This is a genomic window from Enterovirga sp., from assembly GCF_028290205.1.
Classification (GTDB): domain Bacteria; phylum Pseudomonadota; class Alphaproteobacteria; order Rhizobiales; family Beijerinckiaceae; genus Enterovirga.
On the sequence record NZ_JAQGKF010000214.1, the window covers coordinates 1 to 14878 of the forward strand.

Annotated in this window: 10 protein-coding genes; 3 read left to right on the plus strand and 7 right to left on the minus strand. The window is 71.6% G+C overall.

What is annotated here, in order from left to right; translation table 11 throughout:
• The 3 genes from JWR86_RS14830 to JWR86_RS14840 form a co-directional block, all read right to left on the minus strand.
• The coding region (locus JWR86_RS14830; protein ID WP_299566983.1) for an enoyl-CoA hydratase-related protein at nt 1-953 on the minus strand (953 nt) is incomplete at its 3' end.
• A gap of 47 nt (nt 954-1000) precedes the next feature.
• Nucleotides 1001-2209, minus strand: a complete 1209-nt coding sequence (locus tag JWR86_RS14835) for an acetyl-CoA C-acetyltransferase (protein ID WP_299566985.1) — start codon at nt 2207-2209, stop codon at nt 1001-1003.
• A gap of 99 nt (nt 2210-2308) precedes the next feature.
• On the minus strand, nt 2309-4102 hold the full coding sequence (locus JWR86_RS14840) for an acyl-CoA dehydrogenase C-terminal domain-containing protein (protein ID WP_299566987.1): 1794 nt from the start codon (nt 4100-4102) through the stop codon (nt 2309-2311).
• Nucleotides 4103-4350: 248 nt separating this feature from the next.
• On the opposite strand from JWR86_RS14840, the gene JWR86_RS14845 reads away from it, so the two are divergent.
• The 3 genes from JWR86_RS14845 (at nt 4351) to JWR86_RS14855 (ending at nt 9417) form a co-directional block, all read left to right on the plus strand.
• Nucleotides 4351-7581, plus strand: a complete 3231-nt coding sequence (locus JWR86_RS14845) for a hypothetical protein (protein WP_299566989.1) — start codon at nt 4351-4353, stop codon at nt 7579-7581.
• A gap of 148 nt (nt 7582-7729) precedes the next feature.
• Entirely contained in the window at nt 7730-8656 is a 927-nt protein-coding gene (locus JWR86_RS14850) for a sulfite exporter TauE/SafE family protein (RefSeq protein WP_299566991.1), read from the plus strand.
• On the plus strand, nt 8653-9417 hold the full coding sequence (locus JWR86_RS14855) for a TIGR02186 family protein (RefSeq protein WP_299566993.1): 765 nt from the start codon (nt 8653-8655) through the stop codon (nt 9415-9417). Before JWR86_RS14850 ends, JWR86_RS14855 begins: the two co-directional genes overlap by 4 nt.
• A 40-nt stretch (nt 9418-9457) precedes the next feature.
• On the opposite strand, the gene pdeM is transcribed toward JWR86_RS14855, so the two are convergent.
• From pdeM to JWR86_RS14875, 4 genes are all read right to left on the minus strand, one after another.
• Nucleotides 9458-10168 carry a ligase-associated DNA damage response endonuclease PdeM gene (gene pdeM, locus JWR86_RS14860; protein ID WP_299566996.1) on the minus strand — a complete coding sequence of 237 codons (711 nt, stop codon included), beginning with the start codon at nt 10166-10168 and terminating at the stop codon, nt 9458-9460.
• Complete coding sequence (locus tag JWR86_RS14865) at nt 10165-12717, minus strand: ligase-associated DNA damage response DEXH box helicase (protein ID WP_299566998.1); 2553 nt, start codon at nt 12715-12717, stop codon at nt 10165-10167. Before JWR86_RS14865 ends, pdeM begins: the two co-directional genes overlap by 4 nt.
• Before the next feature lie 59 nt (nt 12718-12776).
• Nucleotides 12777-13721, minus strand: coding sequence for a methyltransferase domain-containing protein (locus JWR86_RS14870; protein ID WP_299567000.1), 945 nt, complete (start codon nt 13719-13721; stop codon nt 12777-12779).
• Between the two features lies 1 nt (nt 13722).
• The coding region (locus JWR86_RS14875) for an MFS transporter (protein ID WP_299567002.1) at nt 13723-14878 on the minus strand (1156 nt) is incomplete at its 5' end.

The following is a 14878-nucleotide window of genomic DNA, read 5'->3' on the forward strand; positions in this document are numbered from 1 at the left end:
CGCCGGGCGCCCTTTTCGAGCTCGCCCTTGGACAGGAACAGGGTGCGGATCATCGCGGCCGCCTCCGGCGACCGAAGGATCTTGGCGAAGTACCGGCTCTCGACCCTCAGCGCGAGGTCCATCGGGAGCTGCAGGCCCTCATAGACCGATTGCAGGATCGCCTTGGCGGCCGGGTAATTGTCGTGCGTCTCGCGGCGGTAGATCGCGTTCGCCGGGGGCCAGATCATCATGCCGCCCGGCGAATACACCTTGCCGGAGGGCGGCCTGAACTTCGGCAGGTCCCAGGGCGCGACCGGCGAGCCGCCGGCCCGGATCCAGCTCTTGGCCTTCTCGACGATCTCCTCCGGCTTCGCGACCTCGTGCGCCAAGCCCATGTTCTTGGCCATCAGGGCCCGCGTCTGCTCACCCCGGAACAGGAGTTGCAGGGCGTCGCCGGTCTGCATCAGCCGGGCCACCCGCTGGGTGCCACCCGCGCCGGGGAACAGCCCGACCTTGATCTCGGGCAGCCCGACCCGCGTGGACTCGTCGGAGGACAGAACGCGGTAATGGCAGGCGAGCGCCAACTCGAAGGCGCCGCCGAGGCAGGTCCCGTGCACGGCCGCCGCAAAGGGCTTGCCGCAGGTTTCGAGCCGCCGGTACAGCAGCGACAACTTGCGGCTCTCCTCGAAGAAGACGCGCATCGCCTCCTCCGGGCCGGCCTCGGCAGCCAGCCGGGCGTATTCGGCCCCGAGGCCCTGGAGCATGGAAAGGTCGGCCCCGCCCGAGAAGGAGGGCTTGCCCGAGGTGACGACGCAGCCGGTGATCCCCTCGGTGCCGGCCACGTGCTCGACGGCGCGCGACAGCTCGCCAATCACCTCGGCGGTCAGGACGTTCATGGACCGGCCCGGCATGTCCCAGGTCAGGAGCGCGATCCCGTCCGGGTCGGTCTCGAGGCGGAAATTGGTCAGATCCATCGAGGAGCCTCGGTGCGGCAAAGGAAAAGGCGGCGCGGCAGGACGGCTCAGACGCGCTCGATGACGGTCGCGGTGCCCATGCCGGCCCCGATGCAGAGCGTGACCAGGGCCGTGCCCTTGCCGGTCCGCTCGAGCTCGTCCAGCACCGTGCCGAGGATCATCGCCCCGGTGGCGCCGAGCGGGTGGCCCATGGCGATGGCACCGCCGCAGACATTGATCTCGGCGGGGTCGAGGTCGAAGGCCTGCATGTAGCGCAGCACCACGGAGGCAAAGGCCTCGTTCAGCTCGAACAGGTCGATGTCGCCCTTGGTCATGCCGCTGCGCCGGAACAGCTTTTCGGTCACGTCCACCGGCCCGGTCAGCATCAGGGCCGGCTCGGACCCGACATTGGCAAAGGCCCGGATGCGGGCGCGCGGCTTGAGCCCGGCGGCCACCCCGGCCTCGCGGGAGCCGATCAGCACGGCCGCTGCGCCGTCGACGATGCCGGAGGAATTGCCGGCGTGGTGGATGTAGTTCAGGGCCTCGATCTCGGGATGGGCATCGATCGCCACCGCCTCGAACCCGCCCATCTGGCCCATCTGCACGAAGGATGGCTTGAGGCTGGCGAGCGACTGCATGTCGGTCTTCGGCCGCATGTGCTCGTCATGGCCCAGCACCGTGAGGCCGTTCACGTCCCTGACCGGGACCACGGAGTTCGCGAACCGGCCCTCCTCCCAGGAGCGGGCGGCGCGCCGCTGGCTCTCCACCGCGTAGGCGTCGGCGTCGGTGCGCGAAAACCCGTATTTGGTGGCGATCAGGTCGGCCGAGACGCCCTGCGGCATGAAGTAGGACGGAATGGCGATGGCGGGATCCACCGGCCAGGCCCCGCCCGAGGCCCCGATGCCGATGCGCGACATCGACTCGACGCCGCCGCCCACCACCATGTCGTGCTGGCCGGACATCACCTGCGCGGCCGCGAAGTTCACGGCGTCGAGCCCCGAGGCGCAGAAGCGATTGATCTGCACGCCCGGGACGTGGTTGCCGTAATCCGCCGTGATGGCGGCCGCCCGGGCGATGTCGCCGCCCGCCTCGCCGACCGGATCGACGCAGCCCAGCACCACGTCGTCGACCAGCCGGGTGTCGAGCCCGTTGCGCTCACGGATGGCCCGCAGCGCCGTCTCGGCGAGGCGCAAGGCCGTGACCTCGTGCAGGGATCCGTCCGCCTTGCCCCGCCCCCGCGGCGTGCGGACGTGATCGTAGATAAAGGCCTCGGCCATGCTGCCCTCGCGCGGCTTGTCGGGTCGCTCGCTGCCCAAGATATAGTGGCGCCCGGCTGGCCGTCATAGCCACCCGGCCGGGCGCGCGAGCCCTCGGCGTCAGAACATCTCGGCCGGCAGGGCCATGATGGCCTCGGATCCGGCCTGGATGCGGCGGGACAAGGCCCCGGTCTCCGGCATCATGCGCTCCATGAAGAAGCGGCCGGTGACGAGCTTGGCGTCCATGCGGGCGGCCGCGCCGTTGCCCTCCCCCCGCTTGTCCAGCGCGACCTTGCACATGCGGGCCCACATGTAGCCGAGGGCGACGAGCCCCATCAGGTGCATGTATTCGGTGGCGCCCGCGCCGGCATTGTCGGGCTTCGCCATGGCGTTCTGCATGAACCACATGGTGGCGCCCTGGAGGTGGCCGAGCCCCTTCGCGAGCGGCTCGACATACGGCTTCATGGCGGGGTCCTGGCCGTTGTCGCGGCAGAACGCCTCCACCTCGCCGAAGAAGGCCATCACGGCACGGCCGCCGTCGCGGCCGAGCTTGCGGCCGACCAGGTCCATGGCCTGGATGCCGTTGGCGCCCTCGTAGATCATGGCGATGCGGGCATCGCGGACGAACTGCTCCATGCCCCATTCGGCGATGTAGCCGTGCCCGCCGAAGACCTGCTGCGCCTTCACCGTGCAGTCGAAGCCGAGATCGGTGAGCACCCCCTTCACCACGGGGGTCAGGAGGCCGAGCCGGTCGTCCGCCGCCTGCCGCTCGGCCGCGTCCTCCGAGCGGTGCGCCACGTCGGAGGACAAGGCCGTCCAGAGCGCCAGGGCGCGGGCGCCCTCGTTGAAGGCCCGGATGAACATCAGCGTGCGACGCACGTCCGGGTGGACGATGATGGGATCGGCTGGCTTGTCGGGCGCGGCCGCGCCGTTCAGCGACCGGCCCTGAAGGCGGTCCTTCGCGTAGCTGACCGCATTCTGATAGGCGACCTCCGACTGGGCGAGCCCCTGGATGCCGACCGCGAGCCGCGCCTCGTTCATCATCACGAACATGGCGTTCAGGCCGCGATGGACCTCGCCGACCAGCCACCCGGTCGCGCCGTCGTAGTTCATCACGCAGGTGGCGTTGCCGTGGATGCCCATCTTGTGTTCGAGGGCGCCGCAGGACACGCCGTTGCGGGCGCCGAGCGCGCCGCCCTCCCCGACCAGGAATTTCGGCACCAGAAACAGCGAAATGCCCTTGGTGCCAGCCGGCGCACCCTCGATGCGGGCGAGGACGAGGTGGATGATGTTCTCGGCCAGGTCGTGCTCGCCGGCCGAGATGAAGATCTTGGTGCCGGTGATCGCGTAGGAGCCGTCGCCGTTGGGGACGGCCTTGGTCTTGAGGAGGCCGAGATCCGTGCCGCAATGCGGCTCGGTCAGGTTCATGGTGCCGGTCCAGGCGCCTTCCACCATCTTCGGCAAGTAGAGCTGCTTCTGCTCCGGCGTGCCGTGCACGGCGAGGGCCGCCATCGCGCCCTGCGTCAGGCCCGGATACATGCCGAAGGCGAGATTCGCGGCCGAGATGAATTCCTGCATCACGGTGTTGAGCGTCGTGGGCAGGTCCTGACCGCCATATTCGGCCGGCGCCGAGAGCCCCATCCAGCCGCCCGCCCGGTAGGCGTCATAGGCCGCCTTGAAGCCCGTCGGGGTGCGGACCGCGCCGTCCGGGTCGCGCCGGCACCCCTCCGTGTCGCCGATCCGATTCAGGGGCGCGATCTCCTCTTCGCAGAGCTTCGCACCTTCCCGCAGCACGGCTTCCACGACGTCTGGCGTTGCATCGGCGAAGCCCGCGAGGTTGCGGTGACGCTCCATCACCAGAACATCGTTGAGGATGAACAGCACGTCCTCGACGGGCGCCTTGTAGCTCGGCATTCTTGATCCTCTGTTCGGTGTCGAACCGGCTTTGCATGTTACGGCAAGTCATCTCTCAGACAAAGCAATCAAGCCGCCATTGCGGCCTGTCTTAACCGCCCGTTTACCTTAGTTGACAACATTGTAAGGGCGACGCGGCCGGCGATTTGCGAGTGCTTTGACCTCGGTTCGGCCGGCCTGCGGCGCGGCTTCCTGCCCGTACGGGGCGGCGGGACGTCGGCTCTCCCCGTCGGCAAGTGCGAGCAGCCATGACCCAAAGCGCCGTCCGTCCCGAAGAGCTCGACACCACCGGGGCCGCGCCGAGCGAACGCCCCGCCCGGGCCGGGCGGAAGCAGGCCGTCGATTACGACGCGCTCCTCGCGGTGACCGGAGCGAGCGAGCGACGCGCCATCGAGACTGCCACCAAGACCGCGGCCGCTCTCGGCTCCGTCGCCTCCTGGATCGAGCGGGCGCAGGAGCAACTGGCCGAGACCGCAGCCGCGGCCTCGCGGGCCCAGGAAGACACCGCCGCCACGATCACCGGCGTCGTGGATACGCTCGGCCAGCGCCTCGAGGTCATTGAACGCAAGGTCGAGTCCACGGACCCGGCGGCCGTGGACGAGGCGCTCCGCGCGATCCAGCGTATCGAAACCCGGCTCAGCGCGCAGCCCGAAACCTCCGACAGGCCTGGCCCCTCCGAATTCGACCAGGCGCTGCGCAGCTTCGAGAGCCGGATCCAGGAGCTCAGCGATCGCATCGGGGGCGCCAAGCCGCTCGGGCGTCGCGGCCTCACCATCGACGCCGAAGTGCTGAGCGCCGTCACGGAAATCCGCCAGCACCAGGGCCAGCTCGAAGCCGGGCCGCTGCGGACCCCGGCCCCGGCCGGATTGCCGGCCCTCGGCACCCTCGCCCGCTCCCAGACGGCGATCCTGACGACGCTGAAGGCCGATGTGGCCCGCATCGCCGGCCGGCTCGACGAGGTCGTCCCGGCCGCAAGCCAAGGGGCGGACGCCCTCCGGGGCGAAATCGCCACCCTGCGCAGCTCCGTGGCGACCCGCGACGACCTCGACCGCCTCGAACAGGGCATCAAGTCCCTCACGGCCGACATCGCGGAGCTCCGCGTGGCCAGCCAGAGCCAGCTCGAGGCTCCCGAGTTGCAGGCGCTCCAGGCCGAGATCAGGCGGCTTGCGGACCAGCAGGTGCAGGGCTCCGGAATCACCAACTCGCGCGAGATGGAGATCCTGTCGCACAAGCTCGACATCATCGCGGCGAGCGGGGTCGATCCCGCCATGATCGGGTCGCTGACCCACCAGGTGGGCGAGGTCAGAGATCTGCTGACCAGCGCCGCCGCCCCGCAGGCCCTGTCCCTCGTCAGCACGCACCTCGCCGATCTGAAACGTGAGGTCGCCGAACTCGGCGGGCGCCAGATCGACGCCGGTGACTTCGCCGACATGCGGGCTGCCCTGGACGAGGTGCAGAGGGCGCTGCAAGCCTCCGGGCAGGCTCCCGGGCGAGAGATGGCGCAAGCGGTGCGGGAGGTCGGGCAGCCGATCGAGACCATGCTGTGCGCGCTGATCGACAAGCTCGACCGGGTGGAGCGCCGCATCCAGGACCCCGACGCGCTGGACCACCTGGAACGCCAGATCCAGGGGCTCGCCTCGCGGATCGAGGAGACCCAGACGGGCCGCGACCCGGCGCTCGGTCTGCTGGAACGCTCCATGTCCGAGCTGCTCGCCGAGGTGGCGAGCTGGCGCGAGAGCGCCATCGCGGCCGCCGAGCACGCCGCCCGCACGGCGGTGGCCGAGGCTGCCGGCGCCTTGCCGATCGCCGCGGAGGTGGAGCGCCACCTGGCCAGCTTCCAGGAGCATTACAGCGCCGCCGAGGAGCGCAGGCAGGCCAGTCTGGCCACGGTTCACGCGACGCTTGAAGACGTGGTGACTCGCATCACCTCGCTCGAAGGCCCGCCCGCCCGCGCCGAGGCGGTGGCCCCGACCCCGAGCCGCGTTCCCGCCCTCCCGGGCCCCTCCCGGGCCCAGCCGGACGCGGCCCCGCCGGAGCTTGCGTCTGCAGCGCTTGGGGCGGCCGACTCCCCGCAAGCCGATCTCCCGGCCCTGCGAGCTCTCGCGCAGGACGACGCGCCGCAGGCCCCCGCGCAGGACGAGATCCTGCTCGAGCCGGGCGCGGGTCGCCCGAACCCGCCGGCCGGCTCGCCTCCCGGCCGCGCCCTGGAGGCAGCCGGGTCCGATCCGGCGGACATCCGCTCGAGCTTCATTGCCGCCGCCCGCCGGGCGGCTCAGGCCGCCGCCGCCGAATCCGCGCAGCCGCGCGGCGCCCGCCCCTCGGTTCAGACCTCGCGCAGCGACCCGCGGCTCTCGCCCGCCGATCTGGTGCGCCGGCTGCGCCGCATGATCGACGAGCGGCGCCGGCCGCTGCTGCTGAGTGCGGCCGCCCTGGTTCTGGCCATCGGAACGCTGCAGGCCGTCCGCAACGCCGTCGGCACGGAGCCCCAGGGCGACACGCCGACCGCCACCATGATCGCGCCGGCCCCGGCCGCGACGGTGCGGCTTGCGGAACTGCCGGCCCCGAGCGTCCCGGACCCGATCACCACCCAGTCCATCGCGCCCAGGGCGAGCCCGTCGATGCCGGCCGCCGCTGCCGGGGACGCAAGCCCGGCCGGGGCCCCGGAGGGCGCCACGACGCCGCCCGGCCCGGCCGCCCCGTCCGTGGCCAGTGACCAGACCCCGGTCGCGGCGCCTCCAGCCGCTCAGGCCGAGCGGCAGGCCGCCGTGCCCATGGCCATGCCGCCCGCAAGGCCCGCCCCGGATCAGGCCTCGGCGCTTCCGCCCGGCATCCGCAGCGCCGCGCTCGCCGGAGATCCGGTCGCCCAGCACGAACTCGCGGTTCGCACCGCCGAGGGTCGCGGCGTGCCGCGCGACCCCAAGGCGGCCGCAGAGCTGTTCGAGAAGGCCGCCGCCAAGGGCCTCGCGCCGGCTCAGTACCGGACCGGCAACATCTACGAGAAGGGCTTCGGCGTTCCGCGCGATCTCGCGACCGCCAAGCTCTGGTACCGGCGCGCTGCCGAGAGCGGCAATGTCCGGGCCATGCACAACCTGGCCGTGCTTCTGGCCGATGGCGGTGGCAAGCCGGATTACGCCGAAGCGGTGATCTGGTTCACCCGCGCGGCGGAACGGGGTGTGCGGGACAGCCAGTTCAATCTCGCGGTTCTGCACGCGCGCGGGCTCGGGACCAGCCAGGACGTGGCCAAGGCCTATCAGTGGCTCGCCCTGGCCGCGGCCGACGGCGACGAGGATGCGGCCCGCAAGCGCGACGAACTGGCCAAGCGCCTTCCGGCGCCGGATCTGGCCCGCGTCAAAGCAGCCGTCGAGCGCTGGCGCCCGATCCCTGCCGCCAGCGCCGCGAACGAGGTCCAGGCTCCCTCCGCGGGCTGGCCCGAACCGGCCTCGCCGGGCAAGCGCCCCGCCAAGCAGGCGCGCGCCTAAGCCCTTCGGCCTCGAGGGTTCCGCTCATCGGGCGTTCAGGCGCGGGCTGATCTGAGCGATCCGGGCATGTCGGCTCGGACCGTTGACGCGGGGCGGTCCCGCCGTGAGATGGAGAGGGCTCGTCGGGAGAGCCCTGCCGGGCGGATTCGTGCAGATCTACCTTCCCATCGCCGAGATGCCAGTCAGCGTTCTGCTGATCCTCGGGATGGGCGCGGCCGTGGGCTTCGTGTCCGGCCTGTTCGGGATCGGCGGCGGCTTCCTGATGACGCCGCTCCTGATCTTCCTGGGCATTCCGCCCGCCGTGGCGGTGGCGACGCAATCGGCCCAGATCACGGCCTCCTCGACCACCGGCGCCCTCGCGGCCCTGCGGCGCGACGCGGTGGACCTGCGGCTCGCGGGCGTGCTCACGCTCGGGGGCTTCGTGGGCACGGCCGCGGGCGTCTGGGTCTTCGCCGCCATGCGCCGGGCCGGTCAGCTCGACCTCGTCATCGTCCTCTCCTACGTCACGCTCTTCACCGCCATCGGCTCGCTGATGCTGGCCGAGAGCCTGCGCGAGTTCTTCCGCACCCGTCGCGGCGTGGTGCGGCCGCGGCGGCGCGCCGGCTCGCATCCCAAGGTGTTCGGCTGGCCGTTCAGGATGCGGTTTCCGCGCTCGCAGCTCTATGCCAGCGTCCTGCCGATCCTGGCCCTGTCCGTGTCCGTCGGCTTCGTCGGCACGCTGCTGGGCATCGGCGGTGGCTTCATCGTGGTGCCGGCGCTGCTGTATCTGTTCCGGATCCCGACCGGGGTGGTGATCGGCACCTCACAGGTGCAGGTGCTCTCCACCGCGCTCCTCGCCGTGATCCTCCAATCGGCCGTGAATGGCGCGGTCGACATCGTTCTGGCCATCATGCTGATCATCGGCGGGGTTTTTGGGGCGCAGTTCGGCGCGAGGGCCGGGCGGGCGTTGCGGGCAGACCTGTTCCGGGTCCTGCTCGGCATCCTGGTCCTCGCCGTCGGCATGCGCTTCGCGGCCGAAATCGCCGTCCGGCCGGCCGAGCCGTTCTCGCTGCACCTGCCGGAGGGCCGCCGGTGAGGGCCCGCCTCGCCCTGCTGGCGCTGGCCTGTCTGTGGAGCGGGCCGGCCCTCGCCGAGCGGCTGGTCACGTCCCTGTCGGCCAACCAGGTCGCCATCGGGTCCAACTACACGGGCGCCCAGCTCGTGATCTTCGGCATCATCGAGCGGGACGGCCAGAGCGCCGACCGGCCCGACGGCTATGACGTGGTGGTCACCATGCGGGGACCGCGCGAACCCGTCACGGTTCGCCGCAAGGAGCCGTTCGGCCCCGTCTGGCTGAACCGGAGCCAGCAGAAGTTCGTGGCGGTGCCGTCCGTCCTCACCGTCCTGTCCTCGCGCTATCTCGCCGAGATCGCCCCCCCGGCGCTGCGGGCGCAACTGCGCCTCGGTCTCGCGGCCATCGTGCAGGCGCCGGAATTCACCATCGACCGCGGCCAAGACGACAACCCGTTCCGGGCGGGCCTGATCCGGCTCAAGACCCGCGACGGGCTGTGGAGCCAGCACGAGCGCGGGGTCGTGTTCGTGACCCGCGAGTTCTTTCGCGCGCCCATGGCCATCCCGGCCACCGCGACCATCGGCAATTACGACGTGGAGGTCATCCTCCTGTCGGGCGGTGCGGTGCTGGCGCGGGGCCATGCCAGCTTCGAGGTGGTCAAGACCGGGTTCGAGGAGCAGATCACGGTCTTCGCCCAGGACCGCTCGCTCATCTACGGCATGATGATCGGCGCCCTGTCGCTCGCCTTCGGCTGGGTCGCGAGCGTGATCTTCCGGCGCGACTGACCGCCCGCTGGCGGGCCCGGCAGCACGTGCTCCCGGGCAGCTAGTCGCCGCAGAGCGCCGCGCGCGGCAGCGAGAAGACGCGCTGGCGGCCGATCACATGCGCCGTGAAGCCGCGCGGGAACAGCTCGTCGAAGGCGGGGTCGCAGGCGTTCAGCCCGCCGGCATAGGCCCCGACGGCCGGCAGGACGCAGCGGTCCCCGTCGGTCAGAAAGGCCCGGGCCCGCACGCCCCGGCCATGCAGCACGACCTTGGCGACCGGGTGGAGATGACCGGCGAGTTCGCGCTGGGAGCCGGGTGCCGGATGGTGCCGCAGGATCAGCCGACCGAGTTCGACCTCCTCCGCGGTCCGGCCGCCCAAGCCTTCGGGCAGCGCCGGATCGTGATTGCCGAGAATCCAGGTCCAGTCCCGGCCGGCGACCAGAGCGGCCAGGGTCCGGCGATCCGAGGCGAGGAGCCGGTCTGGGCCGCGCCGGTCGTGGAAGCTGTCCCCCAGCGCCACCACATGGGCCGGCCGGAAATGGCTGATCGCCTCCGCGAGAGCCGCGAGGGTCGCTCCCGTGTCGAAGGGCGGCAGCATCGAGCCGCGGCGCGCCAGCGAGGAACCCTTCTCGAGGTGGAGGTCGGCCACCACCAGGGTTTCGCTGTCCGGCAGGTAGAGCGCGCCGGAGGAATCCAGCAATGCGGGGCTGCCGGCCAGCCGGATCTCGACCCCTTCGGGGCGCAACTGTTGGGCCAACAAGGCGGCGCTCACGCGTTGGCTTCCTCGAGCAGCATCTGTTCGGCCTCGGCCAGGATCTCGTCCGCGGCTTCGCCGGACACCCGCTCGCGGCCGATCTCGAGGATCAGCGACACGGCGAGCGGCGACACGCGGTCGAGCGGCTTATGCCTGATTCGGCCGCGGATGCGGCTCAGCATCAGCCCGAGCCGCTTCACATCCAGGAGACCTGTGGCGGCGTCGGCCCGCGCCGCCCGCAGCAGCAGGTGGTCCGGCTGGTGCCGGCGCAGCACGTCGTAGACGAGGTCCGTCGAGATGTTGGTCTGCCGCTGCGTCCGGCGCTTCTCGCCCGGATGTCGGCGCTCGATCAGGCCGGCGATGACGGCGCAATCCCGGAACGTCCGCTTCATCAGGGCGCTCTCGTGCAGCCAGTCCTCGAGGTCGTCGCCCAGCATGTCCTCGCTGAACAGTTCGTCCAGGAAGCCGGGCTCCTCCTCGACCCGGGCCGCGACGTCGCCGAGGCCGTAGACCGCGATGCCGTAATCGTTGGCCACGAAGCCGAGCGGGCGCAGGCGGGCGCGCTCCAGACGCCGCGTCAGCAGCATGCCCAGCGTCTGGTGGGCGAGCCGGCCCTCGAATGGAAAGGCCACGAGGTAATGCCGCCTTTGCCGGGGAAAGGTCTCGACCAGCAAATCGCCGGGTTCCGGGATCAGCGACCGGCGCTGCTGCTGCCGCAGCCACTCGTCGGCTCCCATCGGCAGCCGCCCCCATTCGGCCGGATCGGCGAGGAGGCGCCGCACGCGGGCGGCCAGAAAGGTCGAGAGCGGGAATTTGGAGCCGCCCCAGCTCGGGATCAGCGGCTCGGTCCCGGCCGGGGCCCGGGTCACGTGCGCCTCGTCCTCGCGGATCCCCTCGAACCGCAGCACCTCGCCGGCGAACACGAAGGTGTCACCGGGGCTCAGCATCTCGCAGAACCCTTCCTCCATCTCGCCCAGCACCTTGCCGCGCGGAACCAGCGAGCCGGGGCTTTTGCGGGAGCTTCGCAGCAGGCGGACCTTGAGCAGGCCGGCGCCCACGATGGTGCCGGCATTCATGCGGTATTGCTGGGCGACCCGGCCGTCGCGGATGCGCCACAGCCCGTCCGGACCGCGCAGGATCTTGGCGAAGCGCTCATAGGCCCGCAGCGCGTAGCCGCCGGTCGCCGCGAAATCGACGACGAGCTCGAAATCCTCCCAGGACAGGTCCGCATAGGGGGAGGCCGAGGTCACCTCCTCGTACAGCTCCTCCATCGAGAACGGCCCGGCGCAGGCCATGCCGAGCACGTGCTGGGCCAGCACGTCGAGGGCGCCGGGCCGGGGATCGGGCGTGTCCTGGGCGGCCTCGTGCACGGCATCGAGCGCGGCCGTGCATTCCAGGATCTCGAACCGGTTGGTGGGCGCGAGATAGGCCCGCGACGGCTCGTCCAGGCGGTGATTGGCGCGCCCGATCCGCTGCATGATGCGCGAGGCGCCCTTAGGCGCCCCAACATTCACGACGAGGTCGACGTCGCCCCAGTCGATGCCGAGGTCGAGCGTGGCCGTGCAGACCACGGCCTTCAGCTTGCCGGCGGTCATGGCGGCCTCGACCCGCCGCCGCTGCTCGCGGTCGAGCGAGCCGTGGTGGATGGCGATCGGCAGGGTGTCCTCGTTGATCCGCCACAGCTCCTGGAAGGTGAACTCGGCCTGGAAGCGGGTGTTGGTGAAGACGAGCGTCGTCTTGTGGTCCTGGATGAGGCGGTAGATCGCCGGCAGCGACAGCGCGCCCATATGGCCGGCCAGCGGCAGGTCGCGGTCGAGTGTCAGGAGCCGGATGTCCGGCTCCGCCCCGCCGGCCACCACCACGAGGTCGGCCAGGGGCCCGGGCTCACGGCCCTCCCCGGCCGGTGCGGCGTCCGGCTCCGTCTCGGGCCGCCGCCACGGCACCAGGTAACGCTGCAGCGCCTCGGGCTGGCGCACGGTGGCGGACAGGCCGACCGCCTGGAGCCCGGGCGCGAGCCGGTGCAGGCGGGCGAGGTCGAGCGCCAGGAGGTCGCCCCGCTTGGAGGTCACCAGCGCGTGCAGCTCGTCCAGCACCACCCGCCGCAAGCCCCCGAACAGCTCCTCGGCCGAGCGGCTGGCCAACAGCAGCGCGAGCTGCTCCGGGGTGGTCATCAGGATGTCGGGCGGGCGTTCGACCTGGCGCTTGCGCTTGTGCGGCGGCGTGTCGCCGGTGCGGGTCTCGACCGCGACCGGCAGCCCCATCTCGGCGACCGGCGTTTCCAGGTTGCGGGCGACGTCGACCGCGAGCGCCTTGAGGGGCGAGATGTAGAGCGTGTGCAGGCGGCGAGCCGGGGCCGCGCGGCCGGCCGGTTCCGGAGGCCGGCTGGACAGCTCCACCAGGCTCGGCAGGAAGCCAGCTAGGGTCTTGCCCGCCCCTGTCGGGGCGACCAGCAGCACCGAGCGGCCGGCCCTGCCCTTCTCGAGGAGGCTGAGCTGATGCGGCCGCGGCTCCCAGCCCCGGGAGGCGAACCAGTCCTGAAATGCTGGCGGAAGATCCGGATACGTCACGCACCCCTGTACACAGGAGCCGGGGCCCTCTCCAAACCGGCGGCGAGCCGCGGGCTGCGTCAGCGAGCCAGGACCAGGAGCCGCCCCGGCACCGGCACGCCGCGGTCTTCCCGAGTCGAGACGGTCTCGCACAGAACCACGGTCCAGCCGTGGCGGGCCGCGAGGGCCCGCAGGTGAGGCTCCGCATGCGCGTAGCGCAGGTCCTCGCCGAGCACGACGCCCTCGCCCTCGTGCGCCTGCACCGTGAAGGCGAACAGCCCGTCCTTCGCGAGCGCCGCGGCGGCCGCGGCCACGACCGGATCGAGGTCCCCCAGATAGACGAAGACGTCGGCTGCCAGGATCAGGTCGGCGGCCCCGGACGGCCGGCCGCTCAGCCAAGCCGCGAGGTCGGCCTCCTCGACCTCGTCGTACAGATTCTTCCGGCGCGCCTTCTCCAGCATGGCCGGCGACAGGTCGACGCCGGCGAGGTGCCGGCATGCGGGCCGGAACAGCTCGGCCGCGAGCCCCGTGCCGCAGCCGAGATCGAGGGCGGTGTCGAACCGGAAGGGCCGCAACCGCAGCGAGCATGCCCGGCGCACCGCGTCGTGCAGAAGTTCGGGCCCCCGGTAGCGCAGCGAACGGGTGAGATGCCGGTCGAACCGGATCGCGTAATCGTCGAACAGCGCTCGCACATAGGCGGGCGCCACGGCCTGGAGGGGATCGCCGATCCCGAGCCCGGCCAGCCGGGCGCGGGCGCCCTGCCGGTCCTCGGGCGCGCACCGGACAGCGTTCTCGTAGGCCGCGACGGCGTCGCGCAACAGGGTGGAGGCCTCGGGTCCGCTGTCTCCGGCCCGGAACTGCGCCTCGCGGGCCTGCCCCAGCAGGAACCAGGCGGGCGCGTAGCCGGCCACCAGATCGAGCACCTGGCGGGCGAGATCGGCGGCGGCTTCGAGGTCGCCCTCCTGGAACGAGGCCTCGGCATAGGCGTAGCGCCGGTCGGCCAGCAGGTCGCCGGACGAGTCCATGTCAGGCCGGACGGGCGGGAGCGAGCGTGTCGGGTTCGACGGGGTCGACCGCGGTTGCCGCGACCGCGGGTTCAGGCGGCCGCACCGCCCGACCGTAGAGCAGGCAGAGCGCCACAACCGGGATGCCGACCGCCGCCGTCGCGGCGAAGAAGGCCGGGAAGCCCCAGGCCGCAACCGCGAAGCCGGACAGGCCCGAGACCAGCTTGCCGGGCAGCGCATAGAGCGAGGAGAGAAGCGCGTATTGCGTCGCCGCAAAGCCCAGCCCGGTGAGCCCGGACATGTAGGCCATCAGGGCGGTGCCCGCGAAGGTGCCGGAGAAGTTGTCGATCGAGACCGCGACGGCGAGCCGCCACACCTCCGGCGGCCCGTAGGCGAGCCAGGAGAAGGCGAGGTTCGAGCCGGCGCCCGCGATCGCGCCGGCCACCAGCGTCGGATAGAGGCCGAACCGGAGGATCGAGAACCCGCCGACAAAGGCGCCGATCATGCCGATCCAGATGCCGTACAGCTTCGACACCGCGGCAATCTCCGGCAGGGTGAAGCCGAGCCGGATGTAGAACGGGTTCGCCATCACGCCGGAGATGAAGTCCGGCATGCGGTAGAAGGCGACCAGCAGCAGGATGGCGACGAGCTTGCGACCCTGGCGGCGGTACAGGTCGGCCAGAGGCGCCCAGACCGCGCGGCCGAACGAGAAGGGCGGACGCGGCGCGCCGGCCGGGACGCGCTCCCGTTCCGGCGGGGCCGGCGCGAGCAGCGAGGCCACGAGCCCGATCAGCATCAGGGCGGCCATGGTCAGGTAGGAGACCTGCCATCCGGACGAGCTCGCCAACACGAGCGCCCCGGCGCCGGCCGAGATGAGGCCGAAGCGGTAGCCGAGCTGGTAGGCCGCCAGCATCATGCCCTGGCGTTCCATGCCCGCCGCCTCGATGCGCCAGGCGTCCACAACGATGTCCTGGGTGGCGGCCGAGAAGGCGAGCAGGAAGGCCGCCAGTCCGAGCAGCGGCAGCGACGAGATCGGGTCCGTCGCCGCCATGGCCAGAAGGGACAGGAAGGCGCAGCCTTGCGCGAGCGCCATCCAGCCGCGCCGCCGCCCGAGGAGCCGCGACAGCACCGGCTCGTCGAAGGCGACGACCACCGTCGCCCAGAGGAATTTGAATCTG

Coding starts and splice junctions, on each gene's coding strand:
- JWR86_RS14840 (WP_299566987.1), bottom strand. CDS start 4,102: ATGCCGAGCTACAAGGCGCCCGTCGAGGACGTGCTGTTCATCCTCAAC.
- JWR86_RS14835 (WP_299566985.1), bottom strand. CDS start 2,209: ATGGCCGAGGCCTTTATCTACGATCACGTCCGCACGCCGCGGGGGCGG.
- JWR86_RS14870 (WP_299567000.1), bottom strand. CDS start 13,721: ATGGACTCGTCCGGCGACCTGCTGGCCGACCGGCGCTACGCCTATGCC.
- JWR86_RS14845 (WP_299566989.1), top strand. CDS start 4,351: ATGACCCAAAGCGCCGTCCGTCCCGAAGAGCTCGACACCACCGGGGCC.